The 23,593-nt window shown below is 60.2% G+C and carries 20 protein-coding genes; 14 read left to right on the forward strand and 6 right to left on the reverse strand.

What is annotated here, in order from left to right:
* Window positions 1-378: 378 nt before the first annotated feature.
* Together pgeF and WB402_RS01500 are read left to right on the forward strand one after the other, a co-directional pair.
* Window positions 379-1,143, forward strand: coding sequence for a peptidoglycan editing factor PgeF (pgeF, locus tag WB402_RS01495; protein WP_424205051.1), 765 nt, complete (start codon window positions 379-381; stop codon window positions 1,141-1,143).
* Window positions 1,144-1,181: 38 nt separating this feature from the next.
* The gene (locus WB402_RS01500) at window positions 1,182-1,964 is read left to right on the forward strand and encodes a ZIP family metal transporter (protein ID WP_424205053.1); all 783 of its coding nucleotides are present in this window, start codon (window positions 1,182-1,184) and stop codon (window positions 1,962-1,964) included.
* Window positions 1,965-2,012: 48 nt separating this feature from the next.
* Here WB402_RS01500 and WB402_RS01505 read toward each other — a convergent pair whose 3' ends face one another.
* Window positions 2,013-2,405 carry a DUF3192 domain-containing protein gene (locus tag WB402_RS01505; RefSeq protein WP_424205055.1) on the reverse strand — a complete coding sequence of 131 codons (393 nt, stop codon included), beginning with the start codon at window positions 2,403-2,405 and terminating at the stop codon, window positions 2,013-2,015.
* Window positions 2,406-2,624: 219 nt separating this feature from the next.
* On the opposite strand from WB402_RS01505, the gene WB402_RS01510 reads away from it, so the two are divergent.
* From WB402_RS01510 to WB402_RS01520, 3 genes are all read left to right on the forward strand, one after another.
* Complete coding sequence (locus tag WB402_RS01510) at window positions 2,625-3,122, forward strand: DUF3015 domain-containing protein (RefSeq protein WP_424205057.1); 498 nt, start codon at window positions 2,625-2,627, stop codon at window positions 3,120-3,122.
* Between the two features lie 161 nt (window positions 3,123-3,283).
* On the forward strand, window positions 3,284-5,122 hold the full coding sequence (locus WB402_RS01515) for a DUF4105 domain-containing protein (RefSeq protein ID WP_424205059.1): 1,839 nt from the start codon (window positions 3,284-3,286) through the stop codon (window positions 5,120-5,122).
* A gap of 8 nt (window positions 5,123-5,130) precedes the next feature.
* Window positions 5,131-5,970, forward strand: a complete 840-nt coding sequence (locus WB402_RS01520) for an alpha/beta hydrolase (RefSeq protein ID WP_424205061.1) — start codon at window positions 5,131-5,133, stop codon at window positions 5,968-5,970.
* Here the strand turns inward: WB402_RS01520 and WB402_RS01525 are convergent.
* Genes WB402_RS01525 through WB402_RS01535 form a run of 3 tightly spaced genes read right to left on the reverse strand, consistent with a single transcriptional unit; the run spans window position 5,961 to window position 8,602 of the window.
* The gene (locus WB402_RS01525) at window positions 5,961-6,455 is read right to left on the reverse strand and encodes a hypothetical protein (RefSeq protein WP_424205062.1); all 495 of its coding nucleotides are present in this window, start codon (window positions 6,453-6,455) and stop codon (window positions 5,961-5,963) included. The two genes, WB402_RS01520 and WB402_RS01525, sit on opposite strands and share 10 nt — an antisense overlap.
* Before the next feature lie 27 nt (window positions 6,456-6,482).
* Entirely contained in the window at window positions 6,483-7,331 is an 849-nt protein-coding gene (nadC, locus tag WB402_RS01530) for a carboxylating nicotinate-nucleotide diphosphorylase (protein ID WP_424205064.1), read from the reverse strand.
* 53 nt (window positions 7,332-7,384) lie between these two features.
* Window positions 7,385-8,602: a cation:proton antiporter gene (locus WB402_RS01535; protein ID WP_424205066.1), complete on the reverse strand. Its 1,218-nt coding sequence runs from the start codon at window positions 8,600-8,602 to the stop codon at window positions 7,385-7,387.
* Window positions 8,603-8,775: 173 nt separating this feature from the next.
* Here WB402_RS01535 and WB402_RS01540 point away from each other — a divergent pair, with 173 nt between their 5' ends.
* A complete protein-coding gene (locus WB402_RS01540) occupies window positions 8,776-9,120 on the forward strand; it encodes an ArsR/SmtB family transcription factor (RefSeq protein ID WP_424205068.1) in 345 nt (114 codons plus the stop codon).
* 21 nt (window positions 9,121-9,141) lie between these two features.
* Here WB402_RS01540 and WB402_RS01545 read toward each other — a convergent pair whose 3' ends face one another.
* Window positions 9,142-9,648: a trehalase-like domain-containing protein gene (locus WB402_RS01545; RefSeq protein WP_424205069.1), complete on the reverse strand. Its 507-nt coding sequence runs from the start codon at window positions 9,646-9,648 to the stop codon at window positions 9,142-9,144.
* 63 nt (window positions 9,649-9,711) lie between these two features.
* On the opposite strand from WB402_RS01545, the gene WB402_RS01550 reads away from it, so the two are divergent.
* The 6 genes from WB402_RS01550 (at window position 9,712) to WB402_RS01575 (ending at window position 19,283) form a co-directional block, all read left to right on the forward strand.
* Window positions 9,712-11,961, forward strand: a complete 2,250-nt coding sequence (locus tag WB402_RS01550; RefSeq protein ID WP_424205071.1) for an alpha,alpha-trehalose-phosphate synthase (UDP-forming) — start codon at window positions 9,712-9,714, stop codon at window positions 11,959-11,961.
* A 38-nt stretch (window positions 11,962-11,999) separates the two neighbouring features.
* On the forward strand, window positions 12,000-12,797 hold the full coding sequence (gene otsB, locus WB402_RS01555) for a trehalose-phosphatase (protein ID WP_424205074.1): 798 nt from the start codon (window positions 12,000-12,002) through the stop codon (window positions 12,795-12,797).
* Between the two features lie 102 nt (window positions 12,798-12,899).
* Window positions 12,900-14,225, forward strand: a complete 1,326-nt coding sequence (locus WB402_RS01560) for an MFS transporter (protein ID WP_424205076.1) — start codon at window positions 12,900-12,902, stop codon at window positions 14,223-14,225.
* 25 nt (window positions 14,226-14,250) lie between these two features.
* Window positions 14,251-15,003: a 1-acyl-sn-glycerol-3-phosphate acyltransferase gene (locus WB402_RS01565; RefSeq protein ID WP_424205078.1), complete on the forward strand. Its 753-nt coding sequence runs from the start codon at window positions 14,251-14,253 to the stop codon at window positions 15,001-15,003.
* Window positions 15,004-15,091: 88 nt separating this feature from the next.
* A complete protein-coding gene (gene clpB / locus WB402_RS01570) occupies window positions 15,092-17,698 on the forward strand; it encodes an ATP-dependent chaperone ClpB (protein WP_424205079.1) in 2,607 nt (868 codons plus the stop codon).
* A gap of 79 nt (window positions 17,699-17,777) precedes the next feature.
* Window positions 17,778-19,283, forward strand: coding sequence for a DegQ family serine endoprotease (locus WB402_RS01575; protein WP_424205081.1), 1,506 nt, complete (start codon window positions 17,778-17,780; stop codon window positions 19,281-19,283).
* An 84-nt stretch (window positions 19,284-19,367) separates the two neighbouring features.
* On the opposite strand, the gene WB402_RS01580 is transcribed toward WB402_RS01575, so the two are convergent.
* Complete coding sequence (locus WB402_RS01580; protein WP_424205083.1) at window positions 19,368-20,336, reverse strand: alpha/beta fold hydrolase; 969 nt, start codon at window positions 20,334-20,336, stop codon at window positions 19,368-19,370.
* Here WB402_RS01580 and hrpB point away from each other — a divergent pair.
* Both hrpB and WB402_RS01590 read left to right on the forward strand, forming a co-directional pair.
* On the forward strand, window positions 20,335-22,923 hold the full coding sequence (gene hrpB, locus WB402_RS01585) for an ATP-dependent helicase HrpB (protein WP_424205085.1): 2,589 nt from the start codon (window positions 20,335-20,337) through the stop codon (window positions 22,921-22,923). The two genes, WB402_RS01580 and hrpB, sit on opposite strands and share 2 nt — an antisense overlap.
* Window positions 22,924-23,372: 449 nt before the next feature.
* The coding region (locus WB402_RS01590; RefSeq protein WP_424205086.1) for a hypothetical protein at window positions 23,373-23,593 on the forward strand (221 nt) is incomplete at its 3' end.

A 23,593-nucleotide genomic window follows, 5' to 3' on the forward strand; every position in this document is an offset into this window, starting at 1 on the left:
AGCCCGGGAGGTGTTTTCAAATCCCCGTAGCCGCCGCCGAGCATCACAGCCAAAATCGGAAGCAGCGAGCCTCGTGTTTGAGCCCGAGGCGCGTATTAGGCACCCGGCGAGTTGAGGCGAGCGCCGATTTTGGCGAGAAGCGCAAGGAGTATTCGGCGGCTCCGGGGTGTCATTTCTTTTGGTGACTTTTCTTTGGACAAGCAAAGAAAAGTCACCTGCCGTGGGTCAGCCACCCTCAACTAGCCTTCATCATCGCCAAAGGCGATTCGATAGAAGAGGGGGCACTGGGGCGGAGCCACCCGCCATTAGCTTTTCATTCGTGCGCGGAGCGCACACAATAATGTAATATCACCCATCAGTAGGACAGAAAAACCAAAGATGGCGGCGATCAATACCCTCGAATTTGTCTACCCCGACTGGCCGGCACCGGTGCACGTGAAGGCGTTAACGACGACGCGCAATGGCGGATTCAGTGTCGGGCCGTATGCGTCATTCAATCTCAGCAACCTCGTGGGCGACGAACCCGGCAACGTGCGCCGGAATCGTGCGTTGCTGGGCGAAGTCTTGAAACTTCCTGCTGACCCGATCTGGCTGACGCAGGTGCACGGCACCCGTGTCATCGATGCTTTCGATGCCGGTCCCCGCGAAGAGGCGGACGGTTGCGTGACCGGTACGCCCGGCGTGGTCTGCGCGGTGCTGACGGCGGATTGTCTGCCGATTTTTTTATGCGACCGGCGCAGCACGCGCATCGGTGTGCTGCATGCCGGTTGGCGCGGACTGGCAGGGGGTATCGTCGAAGAGGGCTTGCGAAAGATCCAGTTGCCGACTGCAAACTTGCTGGCTTGGCTCGGTCCTGCCATCGGTCCGTCGGCCTACGAAGTCAGCGACGAAGTGCGGCAAGCTTTTATCCTTGTTGATCGGGAATTGGGGGAGGCGTTCACCCCTGTACCCAGCCACAAGGGACATTGGCTGGCGGATCTTTACGATATCGCGCGTCGACGATTGCAGGCGCAGGGCGTGCACGCCGTTTATGGTGGATTGCGCTGCACGCTGCGAGAACACAATCTGTTTTTCTCGCATCGGCGTGACGGTAACTGTGGGCGCATGGCTTCGCTGATCTGGCTGGATAAAAACGCGCGTTAGGCTATGATGCCGGTTTTCCGGCCGGCCGGCTCCCGAAAATGAATTCCCTGATTCTCTGGATCATAGTCTTCACTGTTCTCGGTGGCGCGCTGAGCGTGCTTGCGGCCGGCGCTTTTCTGTTGTTGCCGGAGAGAGTGCGTACGCGGATGCTTTCGCCGATGGTCAGTTTCGCCATCGGTGCACTGCTCGGCGCGGCGTTTCTGGCGATCCTGCCGCACGCGTTCGAGGTTCCGGGCGTGGATGCGCATTCCGTCACGCTCACGGTGCTCTGCGGCATTCTGGTTTTTTTCCTGCTTGAGAAGATGGTGATCTGGCGCCATTGCCACACGGATGACTGTGAGGTGCACGTGCCGGACGTGGACAAGGCGCGCCACGCGGCGACCGGCAATCTGATCCTGATTGGCGACGGGATTCATAATATGGTGGACGGGGTACTGATCGCGGCGGCGTTCCTGACCGACGTGCATCTCGGCGTGGTCACGAGCATCGCGGTCATCGCGCATGAAATCCCGCAGGAACTCGGCGACTTCGCGGTCCTGCTGCACAGCGGTTTCAGCCGCGGCAAGGCACTGCTCTACAACATGCTGACCAGTCTGACCACGGTGATCGGCGGTGTAGTCGCTTTTTATTCCTTGACGCTGGCTAACCGCATCGTGCCGTATGTGCTTGCGGTCGCGGCGTCGAGTTTCATCTATATCGCCGTGGCCGACCTCATCCCCGGCCTGCACAAGCGCCCAGAATTCAGCGCCACCGTGCAGCAGATCGTGCTGATTGCCCTCGGTGTGACCGTGATTTCCGTGGCCCATGCGATGCTGCATTAGCCGCTGACTGTAGCAACGGCTGCCAGCGGCTGGACACGGATTCCTGTCCTAGCGGGTATAGATCGGTTTGGGGGGCACTCTTTGATCCAGGAACGGGTAGCCCCAACCAGCGAGCTTGCCGTCCTGCAGCACCACCGGCGTCAGTTCATCGTCGGTGATTTTATCGTCACGCGCCTTCAGATCGGTGTAGTAGTACAGGACCTCATAGGTCCTGCCGTCCTTGCCCTTGAGAACCTCGCTGCGGTAGGGATTGTCGATCCACATGAAAACGCCCTTGGACGGGTCCCTTCCCATCAAATCCATGACCAGTTCCTTGGGTTGGCCAACGGAGAGTTTTTTCAGGTTTTCCTTGTTCTGGTCTCTCAAGAGATCGCTGGTATCGAGATAAAGAGAACTGCATCCGGCCAACGTCAACGCCAGCAGAACGATGATTTTTTTCATAGTATCCTCGTCAATGATATCCTAAAGTTTGTTTCGTTATGCAATGATCAACCCGGATTAGCGAGTATTCTACGATCTGTTCGTGTAAGAAATGCATCACGGATGGAACCGAAAACCGCTTATTCCCTTGACACATTCTTTTGCCGCGCCTATAAGGTAAAATGTTGTAAGAGTATATAGGCGCCGTTATTCCTTTTTTAATATCAGGAGGATATTTTAATGCTGAATAAGAAGCTCGCAATTGTTGCTTTGATGGTCGCATTCCCTGTTGGTGCCATGGCTGCCGGTGAGAATAATACTGGAACCTGCGGTTGGGGCGCCAAGCTGTTCGATGGTCAACGCGGAATTGCCCCTCAGGTTCTCGCGGCGACGACCAACGGTACTTCTGGCAACCAGACATTCGGTATTTCTTCCGGTACTTCCGGCTGCACGCAGGATGGAGTAGTAAAGTCCAACTGGAAGACCGCGATGTTCATCGACGGAAACAAATCCAAGCTGGCGCGCGACATGTCCACCGGCAGTGGCGAGTCGCTGGAGTCTCTGGCCAAACTGATCGGCATCCAGGACCAGCACAAGGCTGCTTTCTTCCAGGCTACCAAGGATAACTTCTCAAATATCTTTGCCTCCGATAACGTCACGACCGATCAAGTCATGGCTTCTCTGAAGCAGGTGTTGGCATCGGACAGCGAACTTGCTCCGTACTCCAAATCGATCTAACTTGATTTAAGTTGTCGCTTCACCACGGCACCCAGCGGCTGCAAGCTGGGTGCCGTTTTCATATCCCCCGTCATCACGGGCATCCCATGCCAGGGCGCTGGATTTTATTACTCATTCTTTTGTGGCAACCGCTCGCGGTTTTCGCGAGTGATAACACCTATTTGAATGAACTGGTCGCGCAGTCGCGACAGCAACATCTCGCACAACGTTCCGAGTGGCGTAATCTCCTGCACTACAAGCCGTATGTCTATTGGACAGGAATGCGGAGCCTCGCCGACGACCCGGCGTTTTTCAATGCTCCCGACGGTAAAACCGACGCGGCGGCGGAACTGGAAGCCACGCTCGCCGTTTTTTTCTCAACGGCGGAAGAAACCGACAAAGTACAAAATCCGCAGTGCCGCTTCATCGCCCGCTACCATTGGCTGAAGGAGCAACTGCATTTTGATCCGGCACGCCTGCCGGAACAGCCCTGCCGGCGGTTCTACGAATGGCGTGCAGCTCTTGATCCACATGAAATCACACTGGTATTTCCGGCCGCTTACCTCAATAACCCAGCCTCCATGTACGGCCATACGCTGTTGCGTATCGATGCCAGGGATCAGAATGAACGGACGCGATTGCTCGCCTATTCCATCAGCTATGCCGCCGGCACGGATGAAACCAGCGGTCTAATTTTTGCGGTCAGGGGCTTATTCGGAGGATATCCCGGTGTATTCGCTATTACGCCTTATTACATCAAGGTCAGGGAATACAGCGATATCGAAAACCGCGACGTGTGGGAGTATCAGCTGACGCTGACACCCTTGGAAATCGACCGGCTCCTGATGCACACATGGGAGCTTGGCCCAACACACTTTGATTATTATTTCTTTGACGAGAACTGTGCCTACCATCTGTTGTCGCTGCTGGAAGTGGCGCGCCCGGGCCTGGAATTGACCGACCGATTCCGCTGGTGGGCGATTCCCTCCGATACTGTGCGCGCCGTCGCCGAACAGCCCGGTCTGGTCAAGCGCGTGGTGTATCGTCCCGCCACGGCGACGATTATCCGGCAACGCTTGACGCAGATGGATGTCCGACAATCCGTTATGGCCAAGGATCTGGCGGAGCGAAAAATTCTCCCGTCCGACAATCGTATGCAAGAGTTGCCGTTGCCGGAACAGGCAAAGATATTGGAGCTCGCCTACGATTATGCCACGTATAAATCGGCGACGGGCAATGCCACGACAACGACCGGCGAGATGCATGAGCTGTTGTTGGCGCGCAGCCGCCTGGAAGTGCCGCCGCAACAGCCCGAGGTACCTGTGCCCGCGGTGCGCCCCGATCAGGGCCACAAAACTTCGCGCCTGGCGCTGGGCGCCGGAAGTCGCGGCGGCCGCCAATTCGGGGAGATCGACCTGCGTCCGACCTATCACGATCTCATGGATGACGACGGCGGTTATACGCGCGGCGCCCAGATCGAGTTTTTCAACATGAGGTTCCGGCACTACCGGGACGACGACAGTCTCCGCCTGGAGGAGTTCACGCCGCTGAATATCGTCTCGCTGTCGCCGCGCGATGATTTTTTCACGCCGGTTTCATGGAAGATCAATGTCGGCTGGACACGCAAGCATTTTTCCGACGATGACGAACCGCTGGTATTCCGCGCCAATGCCGGGCCTGGCCTTGCCTTCAATATGCCGGGCTCGCATGACGGGCATTCAGTGTACTACGGTTTTGTCGAGGCCGCGCTGGACGTGGGTAAAAGCTTTGACCAGGACTATGCGCTGGGCGCCGGACCCACCTTGGGATGGCTGACGGATATATCGGATCGATGGCGAATCAACATGTATGCGCGCTCGCTTCGTTATGCTCTGGGCGACGCGCATAATGCACGCGAGTTGATGCTCGAGCAGCGCTATTCCCTGACCCGGCAGAGCGCTGTGCGCCTCGAATTGTTTCGCAAACAGGAGTTCCAGGATTACTGGAATGGCGGGGAGATTTCCCTGAACATCTATTTCTGATGCGGTGCTTGTTGCTCATCGTCATGCTGTCTGCCGGCCTCCTGGGTTGCAGTGGGATGTTTTTCTTTCCCTATCGCGGCCAGGTGCTTTCGCCCGAGCAGTTGGGGCTGAAATACGAAGACGTGTATTTTACGGCGAGCGACGGCATCCGCCTGCACGCCTGGCTTCTGCCGGCCGAGGGCAAGGCGCTCGGCACGATTCTGTTCCTGCACGGCAACGCCGAGAACATCAGCACCCATATCATGTCGGTGCGCTGGTTGCCGGCGCAGGGCTACAACGTGTTCCTGCTCGATTATCGCGGCTATGGCGCCTCTGAAGGTGAGCCCTCCGTGGAAGGCGTGCAGGAGGACGTGAATGCGGCCATGCGAACACTGCTGTCACGGCCCGACGTGAATCCCGACCGCCTCGTGGTATTCGGACAAAGTCTCGGCGGCTCGATTGCCATCTATAACGTGGCGCATTCACCATACCGTCAACACATCCGGGCCCTGGCGGTCGAAAGCGCCTTCGCCAGTTATCGGCAGATCGCGCGCGAGAAGCTGGCCGATTTCTGGCTGACCTGGCCATTGCAGTATCCGCTATCGTGGACGGTATCGGACGCGTACAGTCCCTCCGATGCAGTCGCCGGTGTCAGCCCGATTCCATTGCTCGTCATCCACGGGGATCACGATGCGATCGTGCCGCTGCATCACGGACAACGTTTGTACGAACTGGCACGAGAACCCAAACAGCTATGGGTTGTTCCCGGCGGGGGACATATCCAAGCATTTCAATATCAAACTTATCGCGACCGTTTCGTCGCCTATCTGACAGAAGTTCTGCAGGAATCTCCGGCGGGTCACAAATAGACGTAGCCGTTGCGGCGCAGCCGTTCCTCTTCGTCCGGCCCGTAGGGCACCAGCTCGATGAACGCGGGGACGTCCTCCTTCCGCAGGCCGAGGCGGTGCATTTCAGTCAGGCACATCTTTACCTCGATGACGTGCGCGGCGTCGAGACGCGCCGCTTGGTCCACGGTTTTTTGGAACCGCGGATAGTTTTGCTTCGCAAATATTTCTATCTCGGGCCCGTGCAGCACCAGCGCAATCCCGGTACGGGCATCGTCGGCATGCATGGTTTGCGCCAGTTGTTCGGCGCGCGCCAGCAGGCCGGCAATCTCCTCGGGTGTATGCAGCGTGACGCTGAAAAGATAGCGTCCGTGCTGTTCGGTCAAGCTCGTGACCGGCGCGCCATGATCCGGGCGCGCCGTGTCGGACGAAGCGCGCGGCCAGAACAGATAAGCAGCGGCCGCAATGGCGGTTATCAGCACCAGAGCGGCAATATGTTTGCGGTGCATGCCGGGCTCCTTTTTGTCTGGCCGGAATCAGGATGGATGGGCAAAACGCATGGACAAGTCTACCGCCCTGACGTTCTTGGTCATATCCCCGATCGAGATGAAGTCCACTCCCGTTTCGGCAATGTCTCTGATGTTGGAAAGATTTATCCCGCCGGAGGCCTCGAGCTTCGCCCGCCCGCGGGTTTCGGCGACGGCGGCTTTCAGTTCCTCCACGCTGAAATTGTCGAGCAACAGCCGATCCGCGCCGGCGGCCAGCGCCTCGCGCAGTTGCCCGATATTTTCCACTTCGATCTCGATGCTGATGCCCTTGGGCGCCGAGTGGCGCGCGGCCTCGAGCGCCGCCATGATGGAGCCCGCGGCGGCGATATGATTTTCCTTGATGAGTATCGCGTCGTATAGACCGATGCGGTGATTATGCCCGCCGCCGCAGGCGACGGCGTATTTTTGCGCGCGGCGCAATCCGGGAATGGTCTTGCGCGTGTCGAGGATGATCGTCTTGGTGCCGCGCACTGCGTCCACGTACTCGCGCGCGCGCGTCGCGGTGCCGGACAGGAGTTGGAGAAAATTGAGCGCCGCGCGCTCGCCGGTCAGAAGAGCGCGTGCCGGGCCGGTGACGCTGCACTGCATCCGGTCGGCGCGGATCGCCTCGCCATCCTTCGCTCGCCAAACGACGCGGATGCGCTCGTCAACCTGGCGGAAAACCTCGTCGAACCAGGCAGTGCCGCAGAGTACGGCATCTTCGCGGGTAATGACCTGCGCCTCGGCGCGTGCGTCGGCGGGGATGAGCGCCGCCGTCAGGTCGCCCGGTCCCACGTCTTCGGCGAGTGCGCGGCGGACTGTCTCGGTGACGTCTTCAGGGAGTTTCGGCGCTGACATCTGAACTTTCGTTAGAGGTTATTCCCACCGGCATTATAACCGGGAGCGCTGATCTAGCCATGCAGTGCTGGCATTTGTGCCCCATAACGCCGGTACATCCATTTCATCACGAACGGCGGGAGCAGAGTTGTCAGAGCGATCACTATTACCATGGCGGCGTAGACTTCGTTATTGAAAATGCCGGATGATCTTCCGAGTTCGGCGAAGATCAGGCCGACCTCGCCACGGGGTATCATGGCCAGACCAATCGCAAACCGCGTGGGCATATTCTCCCGGATCAGGAAGGCGCCCAGCAGTTTTCCGAGCACCGCCAGCACAAACAGCGTCAGCGAGAATTCCCAGATAAAGCTGGAGGACCAGTCGATGACGCGGAAGTTGAGCGACAGTCCTACCATCACGAAGAAGATCGGCGTGAACAGGTGAATGATCGGGTGCATCTGGGTTTCCATGCGATGCGCGAACTCGGGATCGGTGCGGATGGCCATGCCCATGGGAAAGAAAAACCGCCGCGACAGCGCCAGTCCCGCGGCGAACCCGCCGAGCAGTTCCGGCGCGCCCACGGCGTGCGCCAGCCACGCGAAGAACAACACCAGCGACACCACCGTGGTGGGAATCAGGCCGGGAATCCGGCTGGCTTTTTCAAACCGCTTGATGATCTCCGCCATGCCTTTGGCGGCGAGCGGCGCGAGGAACATGAAAAACCCGATGAACAGCAGTACCTTGCCGGTGTTGGTGAAGCTGATGCCGCCGCCGGTGGAAAATTCATATAGAAACGCGAGCAACACCACGCCGATGACGTCATCCAGCACCGCCGCGCCGAGTACGATGTTGGATTCATGGCTCTGTCCGCGCCCGAGGTCAGTCAGCACCCGCACCGTGATGCCGATGCTGGTCGCGGTCAGCGTGCCGCCGATGAAAAGCGAGGTGAGCAGATTTTGGTGGAACAGGAACGAAGCGGCGGTGAAACCCAGCGTGAACGGCAGGACCACTCCGGCCGCGGCGATCACCAGGGGTTTGGTGCCGGTGCGTATCAGCCGTAGTATGTCGGTTTCCAGGCCGACCTCGAATAACAACAGGATGATGCCGATTTCCGCCAGTAACCTGATCACGGCGCTCGGTTCGACCCAGCCGAGCAGGCTGGGTCCGAGCAGCACCCCGGCGGCCAGTTCGCCGATGACGGAAGGCGCGCCAAACCGCGCCGCGAGTTCGCCCAGAATGCGCGCTGCCAGCAAAATAGTCAGCAGAATCAGGAAAAAAGTATGAACTTCCATGCCTGGGCGTGGTTTGTTGGCAGAGCGGTGAGTCTAACCAAGAGCACCGGGGCGAGACAGGGTAATATCAGTAATTCATCGTGTTTGAATATATTGACATGTTTTCCGGTTGCGCTATGCTAAAAGTGGTTTGATATCCAATCGGTTTCCGAAATGACGTCGTTTCACATTGCATGAACCCCGAGTTTGCCGATCGCCTGCCCGAGAGCTGGGAACGATTCTCCCGCTTCTTTTCCGCGCTTGGTGACACTACCCGCCAGCAGATCCTGTTGGTGTTCGAGCCCGGTGAGGAAATCTGCGTCAACCACATCGCGCGCTTGTTCAAAATCAGTCGCCCGGCTATATCGCATCACCTTAAAGTCCTGCGCAATGCGGAATTGCTGGTATGCGAGAAGCGCGGCAAGGAAGTTTACTACCGCATCAATCAGGCCTACTGCGTTGAAGTGATGCGCACGGTGCACGAATTCATCTCTGCCTGCAAACAGTCCGCAACCTTACCGGCGGCTGACAGCCGCTAATACCGCCCAATCGCTGTTATTTCATTGCCGTGCCGCATGCGAAGGCGGCTGCGGGCGACGCGCCTGGTTCAAAGGATATCGGCCCAGCGCGGAGAAGGCGGCGTGGCGAATGTGATTCGATCCCGGCAGGCCCAGTGGCGCGGCTTTCGACCAGCCCAGGCGCGGTTCGCAAAGCACGCGCACTTGCGGCGTGCCTTCGATCGGTTCGACGATGCGGTACAGTTGCGTGGGACACGTGATGCGTTCGTACTGAACCAGCCGCGGCGCGAAATCGATTACACGAAACGAGCCGCTCGGAGTGCGGAACGTTGTTTCGAGCACGTTGGTGTTGTCGAGGTAACGTTGCGTGCCTTCGGCGCCATCGGGCGCGCCGACCGTGAATCGCCCGCCATTCTGTTCATCCAGCAACGTCGAGAATACCGGTTCGGAATCGAAACGCGGCAGGCAGCACCACACCACTTCAACCGTGCGCGAGACGAGTGCCGAAAACTGGCAGTTCCCGATCAGGCCTAGATTTTCCAGCCGCATGGCACAAAGAGTAGCAAATCGAAGCTTGCGATTGAAATGTGACGCGCATACCCTAGGGACGCCATGAAAATAAAGCGGAGTATTCGTTTCGCGCTTGCCCTGGTGGCGGGACTCGCGCTTCTGACGTGGATCGCCTCGGGGATAGTTCAGCGAACGACCCGTGACTGGTTCGAGCGGGACGTGCGCCTGCGGGCCGAAGCCGTCGTCAATGGCGCCCGGCAGGCGCTGCTTTCTCATTGGAGCAAGGCCGAGAGCCAGGACCTGCGGAAACTGCTGGTCGAGCTCACCCGCGACGAACGCATCATGGCCGCCGCGGCTTGCGGCGCGGATCTCTACGCGCTTGCATCCACCCCCAATTTCCCGCGTGAATTCTCGTGCCGGATGATCGCGGACCATGTGCGCGCCGCACCGGATTCTCCGGGATCGGCATGGTCCGCGTGGCACAGCATTTCATCCCCGCCCGGCGGCGGCATTTACGTGAGCGCCATTCCATTATTGGAGAACGAACGCGCGCTCGGTTTTGTAGTGCTCGTGCACGATCTCAGTTTCATGGAACGGCGCGAGACAGAAACCCGCTATTTTCTGCTGCTCGTGTTCGGTGTTCTCGCCCTGATCGCTGCGGCGATCACGCTAATTGCCGCGCGCCTGTCTTGGCGCGGCTGGAGCAGTGAGCTTCGGCGTATGTTGCGGGGGGAGGTCAATGAGCGGCCCGAGTTCAATCCGATTTTGCGCGATGTCCGCGAACTCTATGACCGCATTCTGGAACATGAAGGCGGCTCTTGGACGCCCGAGCGGTTGCGGCACACGCTCAAGCGCTATCTTCAGGGCGAGCGCATCGTCATCGTCGCCAACCGCGAGCCATATATCCATGCGTATGGCACCGACGGCGCCATCGTGGTGCAGCATCCGGCCAGCGGTCTGGTGACGGCGCTCGAGCCGGTCATGCGGGCGTGTTCGGGCGTGTGGATCGCGCACGGCAACGGCCCGGCCGACCGGGAAACCGTTGACAAGCACGGCCATATTCGCGTGCCGCCCGGCGACGAGTCCTATGTCTTGCGCCGAATCTGGCTCACAAAAGAGGAAGAGCGCGGGTACTATTACGGATTCTCGAACGAAGGATTGTGGCCGCTTTGCCACCTTGCGCACGCCCGCCCGATTTTCCGCAGCGAGGACTGGGAGTACTATCAGAAGGTCAACCAACGGTTTGCCGATGCCGTCTGCGAAGAGGTGGACTCGGACGATCCGATCATACTCGTCCAGGACTACCACTTCGCGCTCGTGCCAAGACTCATTCGCGAGAGGATGCCGCGCGCTACGGTCATCACTTTCTGGCACATTCCGTGGCCGAATTCGGAGCACTTCGGCATCTGTCCCTGGCGCAATGAAATACTGGAAGGCATGCTCGGCAGCAGCATCATCGGCTTTCATACGCAGGTCCATTGCAACAATTTCATCGGCTCGGTGGACCGTTACCTCGAATCGCGGATCGATCGCGAGCACAACGCCATCGTCCAGCAGGGTCGCCGCACGCTGGTGCGGCCTTATCCAATTTCGCTCGAATGGCCGGTACACTGGTTGAAAGACCTTCCCTCGGCGGCCTACTGCCGCGCCGGCGTGCGCGCCGAGCTCGGTCTTGCGCCGGATGCGCTGCTTGGCGTCGGCGTGGATCGTCTCGACTACACCAAGGGGATCGAGGAGCGTTTCCTCGCGGTCGAGCGGCTGCTCGACCGGCATCCGGAATACCGCGGGCGCTTTACTTTCGTGCAACTGGCGGCGCCGAGCCGCGTCGAAATCGATCGCTATCGCGACCTCAATAAAAACCTGGTGAAGATGGCTGACCGCATCAACGACAAATTCCGGAAGGACGGGTATCGCCCGATCATTCTGCACCGCGCCCATCACGAACCACCGACCGTTTTCCGTTACTACCGCGCGGCGGATGTCTGCTACGTCAGCAGCCTGCACGACGGGATGAACCTGGTCGCCAAGGAATTTGTCGCGGCCAGGGACGACGAACGCGGCGTGCTGGTTCTGAGCCAGTTTACCGGCGCGGCGCGCGAGCTGACCGAGGCGCTGATCGTGAACCCTTACGACTTCGACCAGGCCAGCGCGGCGCTGGCTACGGCGCTGACGATGCCTTTGCCTGAGCAGCACGAGCGCATGCGCGCCATGCGCAGATTCATTGCGGAGTTCAATGTCTACCGGTGGGCCGGTCGGATGCTTGCCGATGCCACGCGGATACGCGAACAAGAGCGGCTGACGGGACGCCTGGAAGGCGAACACGCAGCCGATCGCGCACGTGTGACGCGATGAGAAACCGGTCCGCGTGAAATGGCATGACGACAATACCGATGCAGACGCTGGACCAAAAGTTTAATCTTGAGACTTTTTTCGGGCGCGTGCGTTCGGCCGCCGCGCGTGTGCTGATGCTCGATTATGACGGCACGCTCGCTCCGTTCCGCATCAACCCGGCCGAGGCCGCGCCTTACCTCGGTGTGATGCCGCTGCTTGACGAAATCCAGCAGGCCGGGCACACGCGCGTGGTGATCGTGAGCGGCCGCTGGACCAAGGACCTGGTTCCGATGCTGGGCTTGAAGCACACCCCGGAAATCTGGGGTTCGCACGGCTGGGAGCGATTGCAGCCGCATGGCGGTTACGATGTCTCGCGCATCAGCCCGTCGGCGCTCGAGGTGCTGGTAACGGCGGACGAGTGGATCGAGGAGATCGAGGCGCTGGGCGGACGCTGTGAACGCAAGCCCGCCGCTCTCGCGTTTCATTGGCGCGGTTTGGAAAATATCCGCGTTGCCGGTATCCGTGACAAAGTCTTCGAGAAATGGAAAGAGCTTGGCTACGTTAACGGCCTTGCCTGGCACGACTTTGATGGCGGCATCGAGTTGCGCGCCGCCGGCCGCGACAAGGGTGACGTGGTCAGGACCCTCGTCGCGGAAACTGGCCCCGGAGCGGTTTTTGCTTATCTTGGGGACGACCTCACGGACGAGCCGGCCTTCAAGGCGCTGCCGGAGGCGGGCGCGGCGATACTGGTGCGGCCGCAATTCCAGCCGACCGCCGCCTCGTTCTGGATACGGCCGCCGGAGGAACTGCTCGAGTTCCTCACGCGCTGGCACATGGACGCGGGAAAAAGCCTGTGAGCTGGCTCGTCAGGCAGTGCACTTAAATCCGATCCGGCGTTGATACATTCAGCCTGGAAGACAATACTGGTTGTTGAGGTTTCCGGTTATAGTTAGGTGCCGGTGACTAAACCTCAATCCGAAACGTCGTTTTCCTCCGCTGTTCCTCTCGCGCCCCGGCGCGAAATATTCGCCTGGGCCATGTACGATTTCGCCAACTCCGGTTACACCACGGTGGTGCTCACTGCGGTATTCAACGCCTATTTCGTCGGCGTCGTCGCGGGTGACGGCGTGGACAAGAGCGGTGCAGCGACGCTGCTCTGGACCGTAGCCATGGCGATCACGAATCTGCTCGTACTAGCAAGCGCGCCGGTGCTGGGTGCTATTGCCGATCACGGCGCGCACAAAAAGCGCTTCCTCGCGTTGACCACCGTCGGTTGCGTGGTGTTCACCGCGGCTCTTAGCTTTGTCAGCCGTGGCGACGTGGCGCTGGGCATGACGCTGGTGATTCTTTCGAGCCTGATGTTCGCCAGCGGCGAGAATTTCATCGCCGCGTTTCTTCCCGAGATCGCCGACCAGAAGGACATGGGGCGCATCTCGGGCTATGGCTGGTCGCTCGGTTATCTCGGCGGTTTGCTCGTGCTGGGCCTGTGTCTGGCGTACATTCAGTGGGCGCAGTCGCGCGGAGAAACCGCGGTGCAGTACGTACCGGTAACCATGTGGATCACCGCGGTCATGTTTGCCTTGGCGGCGCTCCCGACTTTTATCTGGTTGCGCGAGCGCGCCGTACCGCAAGCCCTGGCGCCGGGCGAGAATTACATCCGTATCGGTTTCGCGCGAGTGTGGCATACGCTTTCACACACGCGCCACTACCGCGACCTGTTCCGCTTTCTCATCACGCTTTCGGTGTACTACTGCGGCATCAATACCGTGGTCGTGCTCGCCGCGATTTACGCGCAGGAGGTCATGGGTTTCAGCATGCAGGAAAACATCATGCTGATCCTGGTGGTCAACGTGACTGCCGCGATCGGTGCGCTCGGTTTTGGTCTGGTGCAGGACCGGCTGGGTTCCGTGCGCACGCTGGCGATTACGTTGCTGGTGTGGATTGCAGCGTTGGTGGTCGCCTATTTTACCGACACCCGTGCCGCCTTCTGGATAGTGGCCAATCTCGTCGGTATTTCGCTCGGTTCGAGTCAGTCGGCCGGACGTGCCCTGGTGGGGCAATTCTCGCCGCCCGAACGCGCGGCCGAATTCTTCGGCCTGTGGGGGCTGGCCGGAAAGCTCGCGGCCGTGATCGGACCACTGGTCTATGGTCTGGTCACTTTTCTCTCGCACGGCAATCATCGTCTGGCGTTGTTGTCCACCTGCGTCTTTTTTATCGCCGGACTGCTGATGCTGTTGACGGTCAATGAACGCCGTGGACGTGCTGCAGCGGTCAACCCGGATTGAATATTACGCAACGTCGCGTCCGTCCATGTCCACGCTCACCATCACACTACTGATCATCGGTTTTATCCTGTTCGTTTTATTGGGGCACAAATTGTTGCACGCCTGCGAGGCTGCGAACGGCGCCGACTGGGGCCGTCGCTGGCTTAATCGTCTGGACGGACTCAACCGGATTCTCTGTCGCCGGTTTCACCGGCTCAACCACGACGCACTGAACCTTCCCGCCAGCGGCGGGGCGCTGGTGGCCAGCAACCACGTCTCCGGGCTCGACCCGCTGTTGCTCCTCGCGGCCAGTCCGCGGCCATTGCGTTTTCTCATTGCGCGTGAGCAATATGATCGCTGGTGGCTCAGGTGGCTGTTGCGTGCGGTCGGCTGTATCCCGGTGGAACGCACGCGCAATCCACGCGCCGCGCTGTATGCCGCGCGCGAGGCGCTGGAGCGGGGCGAAGTGGTGGCATTGTTTCCGCACGGACGCATTCATCTCGACCATCACCCGCCGACGCCGCTCAAGCGCGGCATCGTGTTGCTGGCGCGCATGACCGGCGCGCCGATTCTGCCGGTGCGCGTGGAGGGTGTCCGCGCGCAGGGCATGACCGTCGCGGCGGTATTCATCCCGAGCCGTGCGCGCATCCAGGGATTTGCGCCGCTGCGGTGCGAAGGCCAGTCAGTGGAAGATTGCCTCGAGAAGCTATGGGATATCCTCGCGGCGCCGCAGGCTCGCGCCGGCCACGAAAATCCGCACCGAACGCGCCGTTCACACCACCGGCAGGAGCCGGATTGATTGGAAATCGGCGCATTGACCCTTGAAAACAGGAGGCCATTCCCCCAGTTATCTAGCACGAATCTGAAGAATTGAGGACGATAGATCTATGCGCATGGACAAAATGACCACCAAGTTTCAGCAAGCGCTCGCCGACGCGCAAAGCCTGGCGCTCGGGCGCGACCACCAGTTCATTGAACCGGTGCACCTGATGACGGCGCTGCTCGACCAGGAAGGTGGCACGAGCCGCAGCCTGCTCGCCAAGTCCGACGTGAACGTCAATGCCTTGCGCACGAAGCTCTCCCAGGCGCTCGACCGCTTGCCGACGGTGGAAGGCGCCGGCGGCGAGGTGCATGTCTCCAACAATCTGTCGACGCTGCTCAATCTCACGGACAAGTACGCGCAGAAGCGCGGCGATCAATATATTTCTAGCGAACTCTTTCTGCTCGCCGCCCTGGAGGACAAGAGCGAGTTTGGACGCCTGCTCAAGGAAGCGGGCGTCTCCAAAAATGGCATCGAGAAAGCCATCGATGCGATGCGCGGCGGGCAGAAGGTGGAAGACCCGGGCGCCGAGGAAGGGCGTCAGGCACTGGAAAAATATACCATCGACCTGACCGAGCGCGCCGAGCAGGGCAAGCTCGATCCGGTCATCGGGCGCGATGACGAGATCCGGCGGGTGATCCAGATCCTGCAACGGCGCACCAAGAACAATCCGGTGCTGATCGGCGAACCCGGCGTGGGCAAGACCGCCATCGCGGAAGGACTCGCGCAGCGCATCATCAATGGCGAAGTGCCGGAAGGATTGAAGGGAAAACGTCTGTTGTCGCTCGACATGGGCGCGCTCATCGCCGGCGCCAAATTCCGCGGCGAGTTCGAGGAGCGGTTGAAAGCCGTCCTCAAGGATCTGTCCAAACAGGAAGGCCGCATCATCCTGTTTATTGACGAGTTGCATACCATGGTCGGTGCCGGCAAGGCCGAGGGCGCGATGGACGCCGGCAACATGCTTAAACCGGCGCTGGCGCGCGGCGACCTGCACTGCGTTGGCGCCACCACTCTGGATGAATACCGCAAATACATCGAAAAGGATGCTGCTCTAGAACGCCGTTTCCAGAAGGTGCTGGTCAACGAGCCGACGGTCGAGGACACCATTGCCATCCTGCGCGGCCTGAAAGAGAAATACGAAGTCCATCACGGGGTGGACATCACCGATCCGGCGATCGTCGCCGCGGCCACGCTGTCGCATCGCTACATCAGCGATCGCCAGTTGCCGGACAAGGCGATCGATCTGGTGGACGAGGCGGCGTCGCGCATCCGCATGGAAATCGATTCCAAGCCCGAATCCATGGATCGTCTCGACCGGAAACTGATCCAGCTCAAGATCGAGCGCGAAGCGCTCAAGAAAGAGACTGACGAGGCTTCCAAGCAACGTTTGGTCATGCTCGAAGGCGAAATCAAAAAACTGGAAAAGGAATATTCGGACCTGGAGGAAGTCTGGAAGTCCGAAAAGGCGGCGGTGCACGGCGCGCAGCACATCAAAGAGGCGCTCGATCGCGCGCGCGTGGAATTCGAGACCGCGCGCCGCGCGGGCGATCTGGCGCGCATGTCCGAGTTGCAATACGGCCGCATCCCCGAACTTGAAAAGCAGATGAATGCCGCACAGGCCGCCGAAGGCACGGAGCGCAAACTACTGCGCAATGCCGTGACTGAGAATGAAGTGGCCGAAGTCGTGTCGCGCTGGACCGGCATTCCAATATCCCGAATGATGGAAGGCGAGCGCGACAAATTGCTGCGCATGGAAGAAGCGCTGCACCAGCGCGTGGTCGGACAGGACGAGGCGATTCGCGTGGTCTCGAACGCTATCCGCCGCTCGCGCGCAGGTCTTTCCGATCCGCGCCGTCCCTACGGCTCGTTCCTGTTCCTCGGACCCACCGGCGTGGGCAAGACCGAACTGACCCGCGCGCTGGCCTATTTCCTGTTCGACAGCGACGATGCCATGGTGCGCATCGACATGTCCGAGTTCATGGAAAAACATTCCGTGGCCCGGCTCATTGGCGCGCCGCCCGGCTACGTCGGTTACGAAGAAGGCGGTTATCTCACCGAAGCCGTGCGCCGCAAACCCTATTCCGTGATCCTGCTCGACGAGGTCGAAAAGGCGCACCCGGATGTATTCAACGTCCTGCTGCAGGTGCTGGATGACGGCCGCCTCACCGACGGTCAGGGGCGCACGGTGGATTTCCGCAATACCGTCATCGTCATGACCTCGAACCTGGGCTCGAACGTGATCCAGGAGCTGGCGGGGGAGGAGAACTACGACAAGATGAAACAGGCGGTCATGAGCATCGTCAGCGGTCATTTCCGGCCGGAGTTCATCAACCGCATTGACGATATCGTGGTGTTCCATCCGCTCGGCCGCGAACAATTGCATCGTATCGCCGAATTCCAGGTGCAGTACCTGCGTGCCCGGCTGCGCGCACGCGAGATGGATATCGAGCTTACCCCGCGGGCACTGGACAAGCTGTCCGAGGCCGGTTTCGATCCGGTATTCGGCGCACGGCCGCTCAAGCGCGCCATTCAGCAGCATGTGGAAAACCCCCTGGCGCAGGAAATCCTGGCCGGGAAGTTCGGACCGAAGGACGTTGTCGAGGTGGACGTGGCCGGGGACGAGCTGGTTTTCCGCAAGAAACGCGCGGCCGGAAAGAAAGCCGGGGTCGCCTGACGTCCAGGTAGGTGAACTTTTTCGTATTTCCACCATCCATGTGTCATAGCTAAAATAGCCCGTTACCCGGGAGGTTTAAATGTCTTTGGATCGTCGCTCGTTCAAGGTCGGCATCATTGCCGGCGTGTTTCTCATCACCGGCGTGGTGGCCGGAATCGTGTTCAGTTCGCGCCTCGGCTGGCTTCCCAGCGCCGCCAGCAGTCCCACGGAAGCGGCGGCAACCATGGCGCCGGCGGTGTCCGGACCGACACCGCCTAATTTCGTTGCGGTCGTCAAGGCGGTCATGCCCGCGGTGGTGAATATTTCCACCCGGCGCACGGTGCGCTCGCAGGGCGGCGACGTGCCCTCGCAATTTCAGGATGACCCGTTTTTCCGCCAGTTCTTCGGCGATGAATTTTTCCACCGCTTCCAGATGCCGCGCGAGCGGCGCGAGAGCAGCCTCGGTTCCGGGGTGATCGTGGATTCCTCCGGCTACATCATCACCAACAATCACGTCGTGGCCAAGGCCGACGAGATCAAGGTGCTGCTCAACGACAAGCGCGAGTTCACCGGTAAGGTCGTGGGCACCGATCCCAAATCCGATATCGCCATCGTCAAGATCAACGCTAAGGATCTCCCGGTCATTCCGTGGGGTGACTCGGACAAGCTGGACGTCGGCGAATACGTGCTGGCCATCGGCAATCCCTTCGGGCTCAATCAGACGGTGACGCAGGGCATTGTCAGCGCCGTGGGGCGCGCTAATGTCGGTATCGCCGACTACGAGGATTTCATTCAGACCGATGCCGCGATCAACCCCGGCAACTCAGGCGGGGCGCTGGTGAACTCACGCGGTCAGCTGGTGGGCATCAACACCGCCATCTTTTCACGCTCCGGCGGATACATGGGTATCGGCTTTGCCGTGCCGAGCAACATGACGCGCTCCGTCATGGACAGCCTGATCAAGACCGGCAAGGTGGTGCGCGGCTGGCTCGGTGTTTCAATCCAGGAGGTTACGCCGGACCTGGCCAAGCAGTTCGGCATGAAGGAATCGCGTGGCGCGCTGGTGAGCGAGGTCATCCCGGACAGCCCGGCCGCGGCCGCCGGAATCCAGAGTGGCGATATTATTACCGCGTTCAACGGCAAGGCGGTTGACAGCCCGAGCACGCTGCGCAATACCGTGGCGCAGACCCTGGTCGGCAAGAGCGTGAAAGTGGAAGTGCTGCGCGACAAGAAGCCGGTAACCATGGACGTGAAGATTTCCGAGCAGCCGAAGGATATCGCGCAGGCGGAAGGCGATACAGCCCAGGGCGACGGGAAAGATACGGCGCTGGCGGGAATCGAGGTGCGCAACCTGACTCCCGACATCGCGCACCAGCTCGGATTGCCTCCGGGTACAGCGGGCGTTGTGATTGCCGGCGTGGAGCAGGGTAGCGCCGCCGAAGAGGCAGGGCTGCAAGAGGGCGATGTCATCATGCAGATCAACCGCCAGCCGGTACGCAACATCGGAGATTTCAAACGCCTTGCCGGCAAGCTTTCGAAGAAAGACAGCACCTTGCTCCTGATCAATCGCCAAGGACGTAAATTGTTCATCGCGATCCGGCCGTAAATCGCGATGAGTTTGTAGTGAGACATGATCCGTTCGTGCTGAGCTTGTCGAAGCACGAACGGACTTATGAGGTTCCCGTACGCCTCACGAATCAAACCGTTCGCACCACTTCTCGATAGCCTCCCGAACCTGCTGCGGCTTCTCCGTCAGCGGCCAGTGATAGGCGTCAACCATTACGGTTTGCGCCCGCGCATTGCCGGCAAGCATTTTTTGCGTGATGCCAGGGTCCGTGTAGGTGATGCCGGAAGAGAGCAGAGCCAGGATCGGCACCCGGATCTGCGTCAGCGCAGGCAGCGGACGACTGATCTCGATCACCTCCTGCAGAAAACTCGCCGTGGGGAAATACTTCAAATCTTCCCACGGAGAGGAATAAAGCTCGATCATCTCTGTTTGTTTTCCCGCCGCTAACAAGTCTTGGCGCGTTTTCTCATCGAGTTTTCGCAGGTCGCGGACCGGAATGTGTCGCCGACGCAACCCCAGCCTGTTCAGCAAGCGGAGCAGAACCGCAAGCAGGCTGACCGCGGGGCGCAAGCGGCTCAGGACTCGCATCCCGCCGCGCAGCGCCTGATGAAAGATCGGGTCAATGAGCACCAACCCGCGCACGCGGGCTGGATAACGCGCCGCGAACTGGACGGCGACCTGTGCCCCGAGGCTGTGCCCGATCAGCAGCGCCTGCTCGTAGCCCTCCGCATCGAGAATATCCCGCAGATCCCGGCACCAGATCTCCAGGCTGAGCCTGCCGCGCGAGAAGGATTCTCCGTGACCGCGCAGGTCGGGCCGCAGCATATCCCATGTCTGCTTCAGCGAGGTGTGTTCGACGAATTCAGACCACCGGCTCATGTTACTCGCCACGCCGTGCAACATCACAATCAGTCGTCGCGGTGCCGCCGCCCTGCGTAACAGGCGGTAACCGAGCGTGGCGCCATTGGTGGCAGGCAGAATGCGGATTGTTTCCATCGGTGTACAGAGAATAGAGGCGCGCGTGAACTTTCGCCACCAGTCGTCAGCTTCCGGATCGGCCCTTGTCGCGTATTTCACGGAGTGTGTGCCCATGATAGATTCCGATCATGTGTTTTACCTGTCACCGCGCGGCGCAACGTATTCCTTGCCGGCTGCCATGAGCCAAGAACAACTGCCGATTGACGGAATACTGCCGCAGTTGCGCCAGACGCTCGCCGTGAACCATGCCGTGGTACTGCAGGCGCCGCCCGGCGCGGGCAAGACCACCCACGTTCCGCTTGCGTTGCTTGACGAAGCCTGGCTGGGCGGACGTTCCATCCTGATGCTGGAACCGCGGCGGCTGGCGGCGCGCGCGGCGTGCGCGCGCATGGCCCAGCTGCGTAGCGAAACGGCGGGGGAGACGATCGGTTACCGCATCCGCTTCGACAGCAACGTAACGGCGAAAACCCGCATCGAGGTGCTCACCGAAGGAATTCTGACGCGCCGGCTGCAAACCGATCCCGAATTGAAAAATGTCGGGTTGGTTATATTCGACGAATTTCATGAACGTCACCTGCATGCCGACCTGGCACTGGCGCTCTGCCTCGACAGTCAGCGCGCCCTGCGCGAGGACATGAAGATTCTCGTGATGTCCGCGACTCTCGACGGCGAATCGATATCGAAACTCCTGGATGATGCCCCGATCGTGACCAGCGAAGGCCGCCGCTATCCGGTGGATATTCGTTATCTTCCACGCGACCCCAGCGGACCCTTGCCGCCGCTGGTATGCGATGCCGTGCGGACAGCGCTCGAAAATAACGCGGGCGATGTGCTGGTATTTCTGCCCGGCGCGTGGGAAATCCGCCGCACCCAGGAGTTGCTCGAAGCGAAAGTCGCCGCAAACGTGGATGTTCATCCACTTTACGGCGATCTGCCCTGGGAAATACAGGATCGAGCGATCCAGCCGTCCGCAGGACGGCGCAAGATCGTGCTGACGACGCCAATTGCCGAAACCAGCCTGACCATCGAGGGCGTGCGTGTGGTGGTCGACAGCGGATTCGCGCGGGTTCCGCAGTTCGATCCGCGCTCCGGACTGACACGTCTGACGACGGTGCGCATCTCGCGTGCCTCGAGCGAGCAGCGCGCCGGGCGCGCCGGACGGCTCGCCCCGGGTGTGTGCTACCGGCTCTGGAGCGAAACCACTCAGCGTGGACTCGTGCCCCAATCGCTGCCAGAAATTCGCGGCGCGGATCTGGCGTCGCTGGCGCTGGAACTGGCCGCATGGGGTGCGCGCGAGGCGCGCGCGCTTGCCTGGCTGGACCCGCCGCCGGAAGCGTCATTTAGTCAGGCGCGTGAACTGCTCACCGAGCTTGATGCCCTGGACAGCACAGGCCTGATTACAAAAGCCGGGCGCGCCATGGCGCGTTTGCCGCTGCACCCGCGCCTGTCGCATATGCTGTTCGCGGCGGAGCGCCTCGGCCTGGAAGCGTTGGCATGCGATGTTGCCTCGCTGCTTTCGGAGCGCGACATTCTTTCGGGTGAAGCGCGCCGCTCGACCGATTTCACGCAGCGACTCGAAGCCTTGTGGGCGTTCCGCCTGCACGGCCGTCAGGGCGCCCAGTCGCATCATGCCGATGCCGGGGCCTGCGCACGCGTCAATCAGGCCGCGCAGCAGTACCGGCGGATGCAGTCTTTGTCCGAACCGGTGAGTCCCACCGATGCCGCATCGGCGGGTCTGTTGCTGGCGCTGGCTTATCCCGACCGCGTGGCGCTGGCGCGGGCACCGGGCGAGACGCGCTATCTCCTGGCCTCGGGCCGCGGTGCGCGCTTGCCGGACGCGGAGATACGCCTGCGCCAGCCTTGCATCGTGGCGGCTAACCTCGATGCCGGGGAAACCGAAGGCTTGATTTATTCTGCCGCACCGCTCGATGTCTATGTATTGCGCAAACAGCTTGCGACACATCTCCGGACCGAGGACGTGGTGCGCTGGGATGGACAACAGCAGTCGGTCGTTGCGCGCCGCGAAGAACGCTTCGGTGCGCTGGTTCTAGACAGCAAGCCGTTAACCGATGCGGATGCGAATCAGATGCGCGCCGCGATGCTCGATGGCATTCGCCGTCTGGGAATCGAGGCGCTTCCCTGGACGCGCGAGACGCGCGAATGGCAGGCGCGGGTATTATCGTTGCGGCACTGGCTGCCGGCGGGAAACTGGCCGGACGTTTCAAATGAGGCATTACGGGACACGCAGGATGACTGGCTTGGGCCGTATCTGGACGGCGTCACGCGCCGCGATCATCTGACACGACTCGATCTGTCCGCGATTCTGAAAAATCTGCTCGATTGGGAACAGGGCCGGCGTCTCGAGGAAGAGGCGCCGACGCACCTGGAGGTTCCGAGCGGATCGAGTGTGCGGCTTGAATATATTCCGGGCGAGTCGCCCGTGCTCAAGGTTAAGCTCCAGGAAATGTTCGGATTGGCGGACACCCCGCGCGTGGCCGGAGGCAAGGTGCCGGTGACGCTGCACCTGCTCTCGCCGGCGCAGCGGCCGATCCAGGTTACGCAGGACCTGCGCGGTTTCTGGGAACGGACCTACCCGGAAGTGAAAAAGGAATTGAAGGGGCGGTATCCTCGGCATCCGTGGCCGGACGATCCGTGGAGTGCCACACCGACGCGCCGTGCTACACGACGTACACAGCGATAGGACTTTTGCCAGAGCCGCTTACCCGCAGCAGGCCCTGCGTGATTACCTTACATCTAGCTAGGCTATCTGTGTCGGAAGAATTTACATCGTGGTTCGGAGTAGCGATGTAAAATCCCTTCTGGCACCTCGTTTTTGCGACAAGTGGCGATGTCCCGGGATATTGCGATGCGCTCGCTAAGTTTTCCGGGCCTTGATCCCTGAAAAGCGTTGGTGCACTTGTGCTTTTTGCGACCTGGTACCGAGCTGGATTGGTGGTGAAATTTCGGTTGTCGAATTATTTGACAGTTCGACACGGGTCTTCACGAAAAAGTACTACAGATCATACACATGCGAATATGGTACAAAATGTGCTTAGAATATATGGTGTAAGCGCAGTGGACCGTAGGGTTCCGATGCATTCATAAGGATATGCGGCCGATTTTACACACGGCTGTCTGGAGGAGAAATAAATGAAGCTCTCGGTCATGTTTGCTGGCGCGTCGATGGTCGCGCTGTTGCTGGGTAGCGCCACTGTTTCTGCAGCAACTGTCTCACTCAAAGTTTGCAACAACGCATCAGAAACATCATGTTGGAATGGCGGCTATTCTATTGCCGATGGCGTAGTGGTGAACTGGGCAAACGTGGAAACCATGGCCAATGGCAATAATGTCAGCGTCGACAACTGGGAAAC

It is taken from the genome of Sulfuricaulis sp., from assembly GCF_049587675.1.
Lineage (GTDB): Bacteria > Pseudomonadota > Gammaproteobacteria > Acidiferrobacterales > Sulfurifustaceae > Sulfuricaulis.

Excerpts from the sequence above, each read along its gene's own strand:
- pgeF (WP_424205051.1), top strand. The coding sequence starts at position 379 with ATGGCGGCGATCAATACCCTCGAATTTGTCTACCCCGACTGGCCGGCA.
- WB402_RS01500 (WP_424205053.1), top strand. The coding sequence starts at position 1,182 with ATGAATTCCCTGATTCTCTGGATCATAGTCTTCACTGTTCTCGGTGGC.
- WB402_RS01505 (WP_424205055.1), bottom strand. The coding sequence starts at position 2,405 with ATGAAAAAAATCATCGTTCTGCTGGCGTTGACGTTGGCCGGATGCAGT.
- WB402_RS01510 (WP_424205057.1), top strand. The coding sequence starts at position 2,625 with ATGCTGAATAAGAAGCTCGCAATTGTTGCTTTGATGGTCGCATTCCCT.
- WB402_RS01525 (WP_424205062.1), bottom strand. The coding sequence starts at position 6,455 with ATGCACCGCAAACATATTGCCGCTCTGGTGCTGATAACCGCCATTGCG.
- nadC (WP_424205064.1), bottom strand. The coding sequence starts at position 7,331 with ATGTCAGCGCCGAAACTCCCTGAAGACGTCACCGAGACAGTCCGCCGC.
- WB402_RS01535 (WP_424205066.1), bottom strand. The coding sequence starts at position 8,602 with ATGGAAGTTCATACTTTTTTCCTGATTCTGCTGACTATTTTGCTGGCA.
- WB402_RS01540 (WP_424205068.1), top strand. The coding sequence starts at position 8,776 with ATGAACCCCGAGTTTGCCGATCGCCTGCCCGAGAGCTGGGAACGATTC.
- WB402_RS01545 (WP_424205069.1), bottom strand. The coding sequence starts at position 9,648 with ATGCGGCTGGAAAATCTAGGCCTGATCGGGAACTGCCAGTTTTCGGCA.
- WB402_RS01550 (WP_424205071.1), top strand. The coding sequence starts at position 9,712 with ATGAAAATAAAGCGGAGTATTCGTTTCGCGCTTGCCCTGGTGGCGGGA.
- otsB (WP_424205074.1), top strand. The coding sequence starts at position 12,000 with ATGCAGACGCTGGACCAAAAGTTTAATCTTGAGACTTTTTTCGGGCGC.
- WB402_RS01565 (WP_424205078.1), top strand. The coding sequence starts at position 14,251 with ATGTCCACGCTCACCATCACACTACTGATCATCGGTTTTATCCTGTTC.
- clpB (WP_424205079.1), top strand. The coding sequence starts at position 15,092 with ATGCGCATGGACAAAATGACCACCAAGTTTCAGCAAGCGCTCGCCGAC.
- WB402_RS01575 (WP_424205081.1), top strand. The coding sequence starts at position 17,778 with ATGTCTTTGGATCGTCGCTCGTTCAAGGTCGGCATCATTGCCGGCGTG.
- hrpB (WP_424205085.1), top strand. The coding sequence starts at position 20,335 with ATGATAGATTCCGATCATGTGTTTTACCTGTCACCGCGCGGCGCAACG.
- WB402_RS01580 (WP_424205083.1), bottom strand. The coding sequence starts at position 20,336 with ATGGGCACACACTCCGTGAAATACGCGACAAGGGCCGATCCGGAAGCT.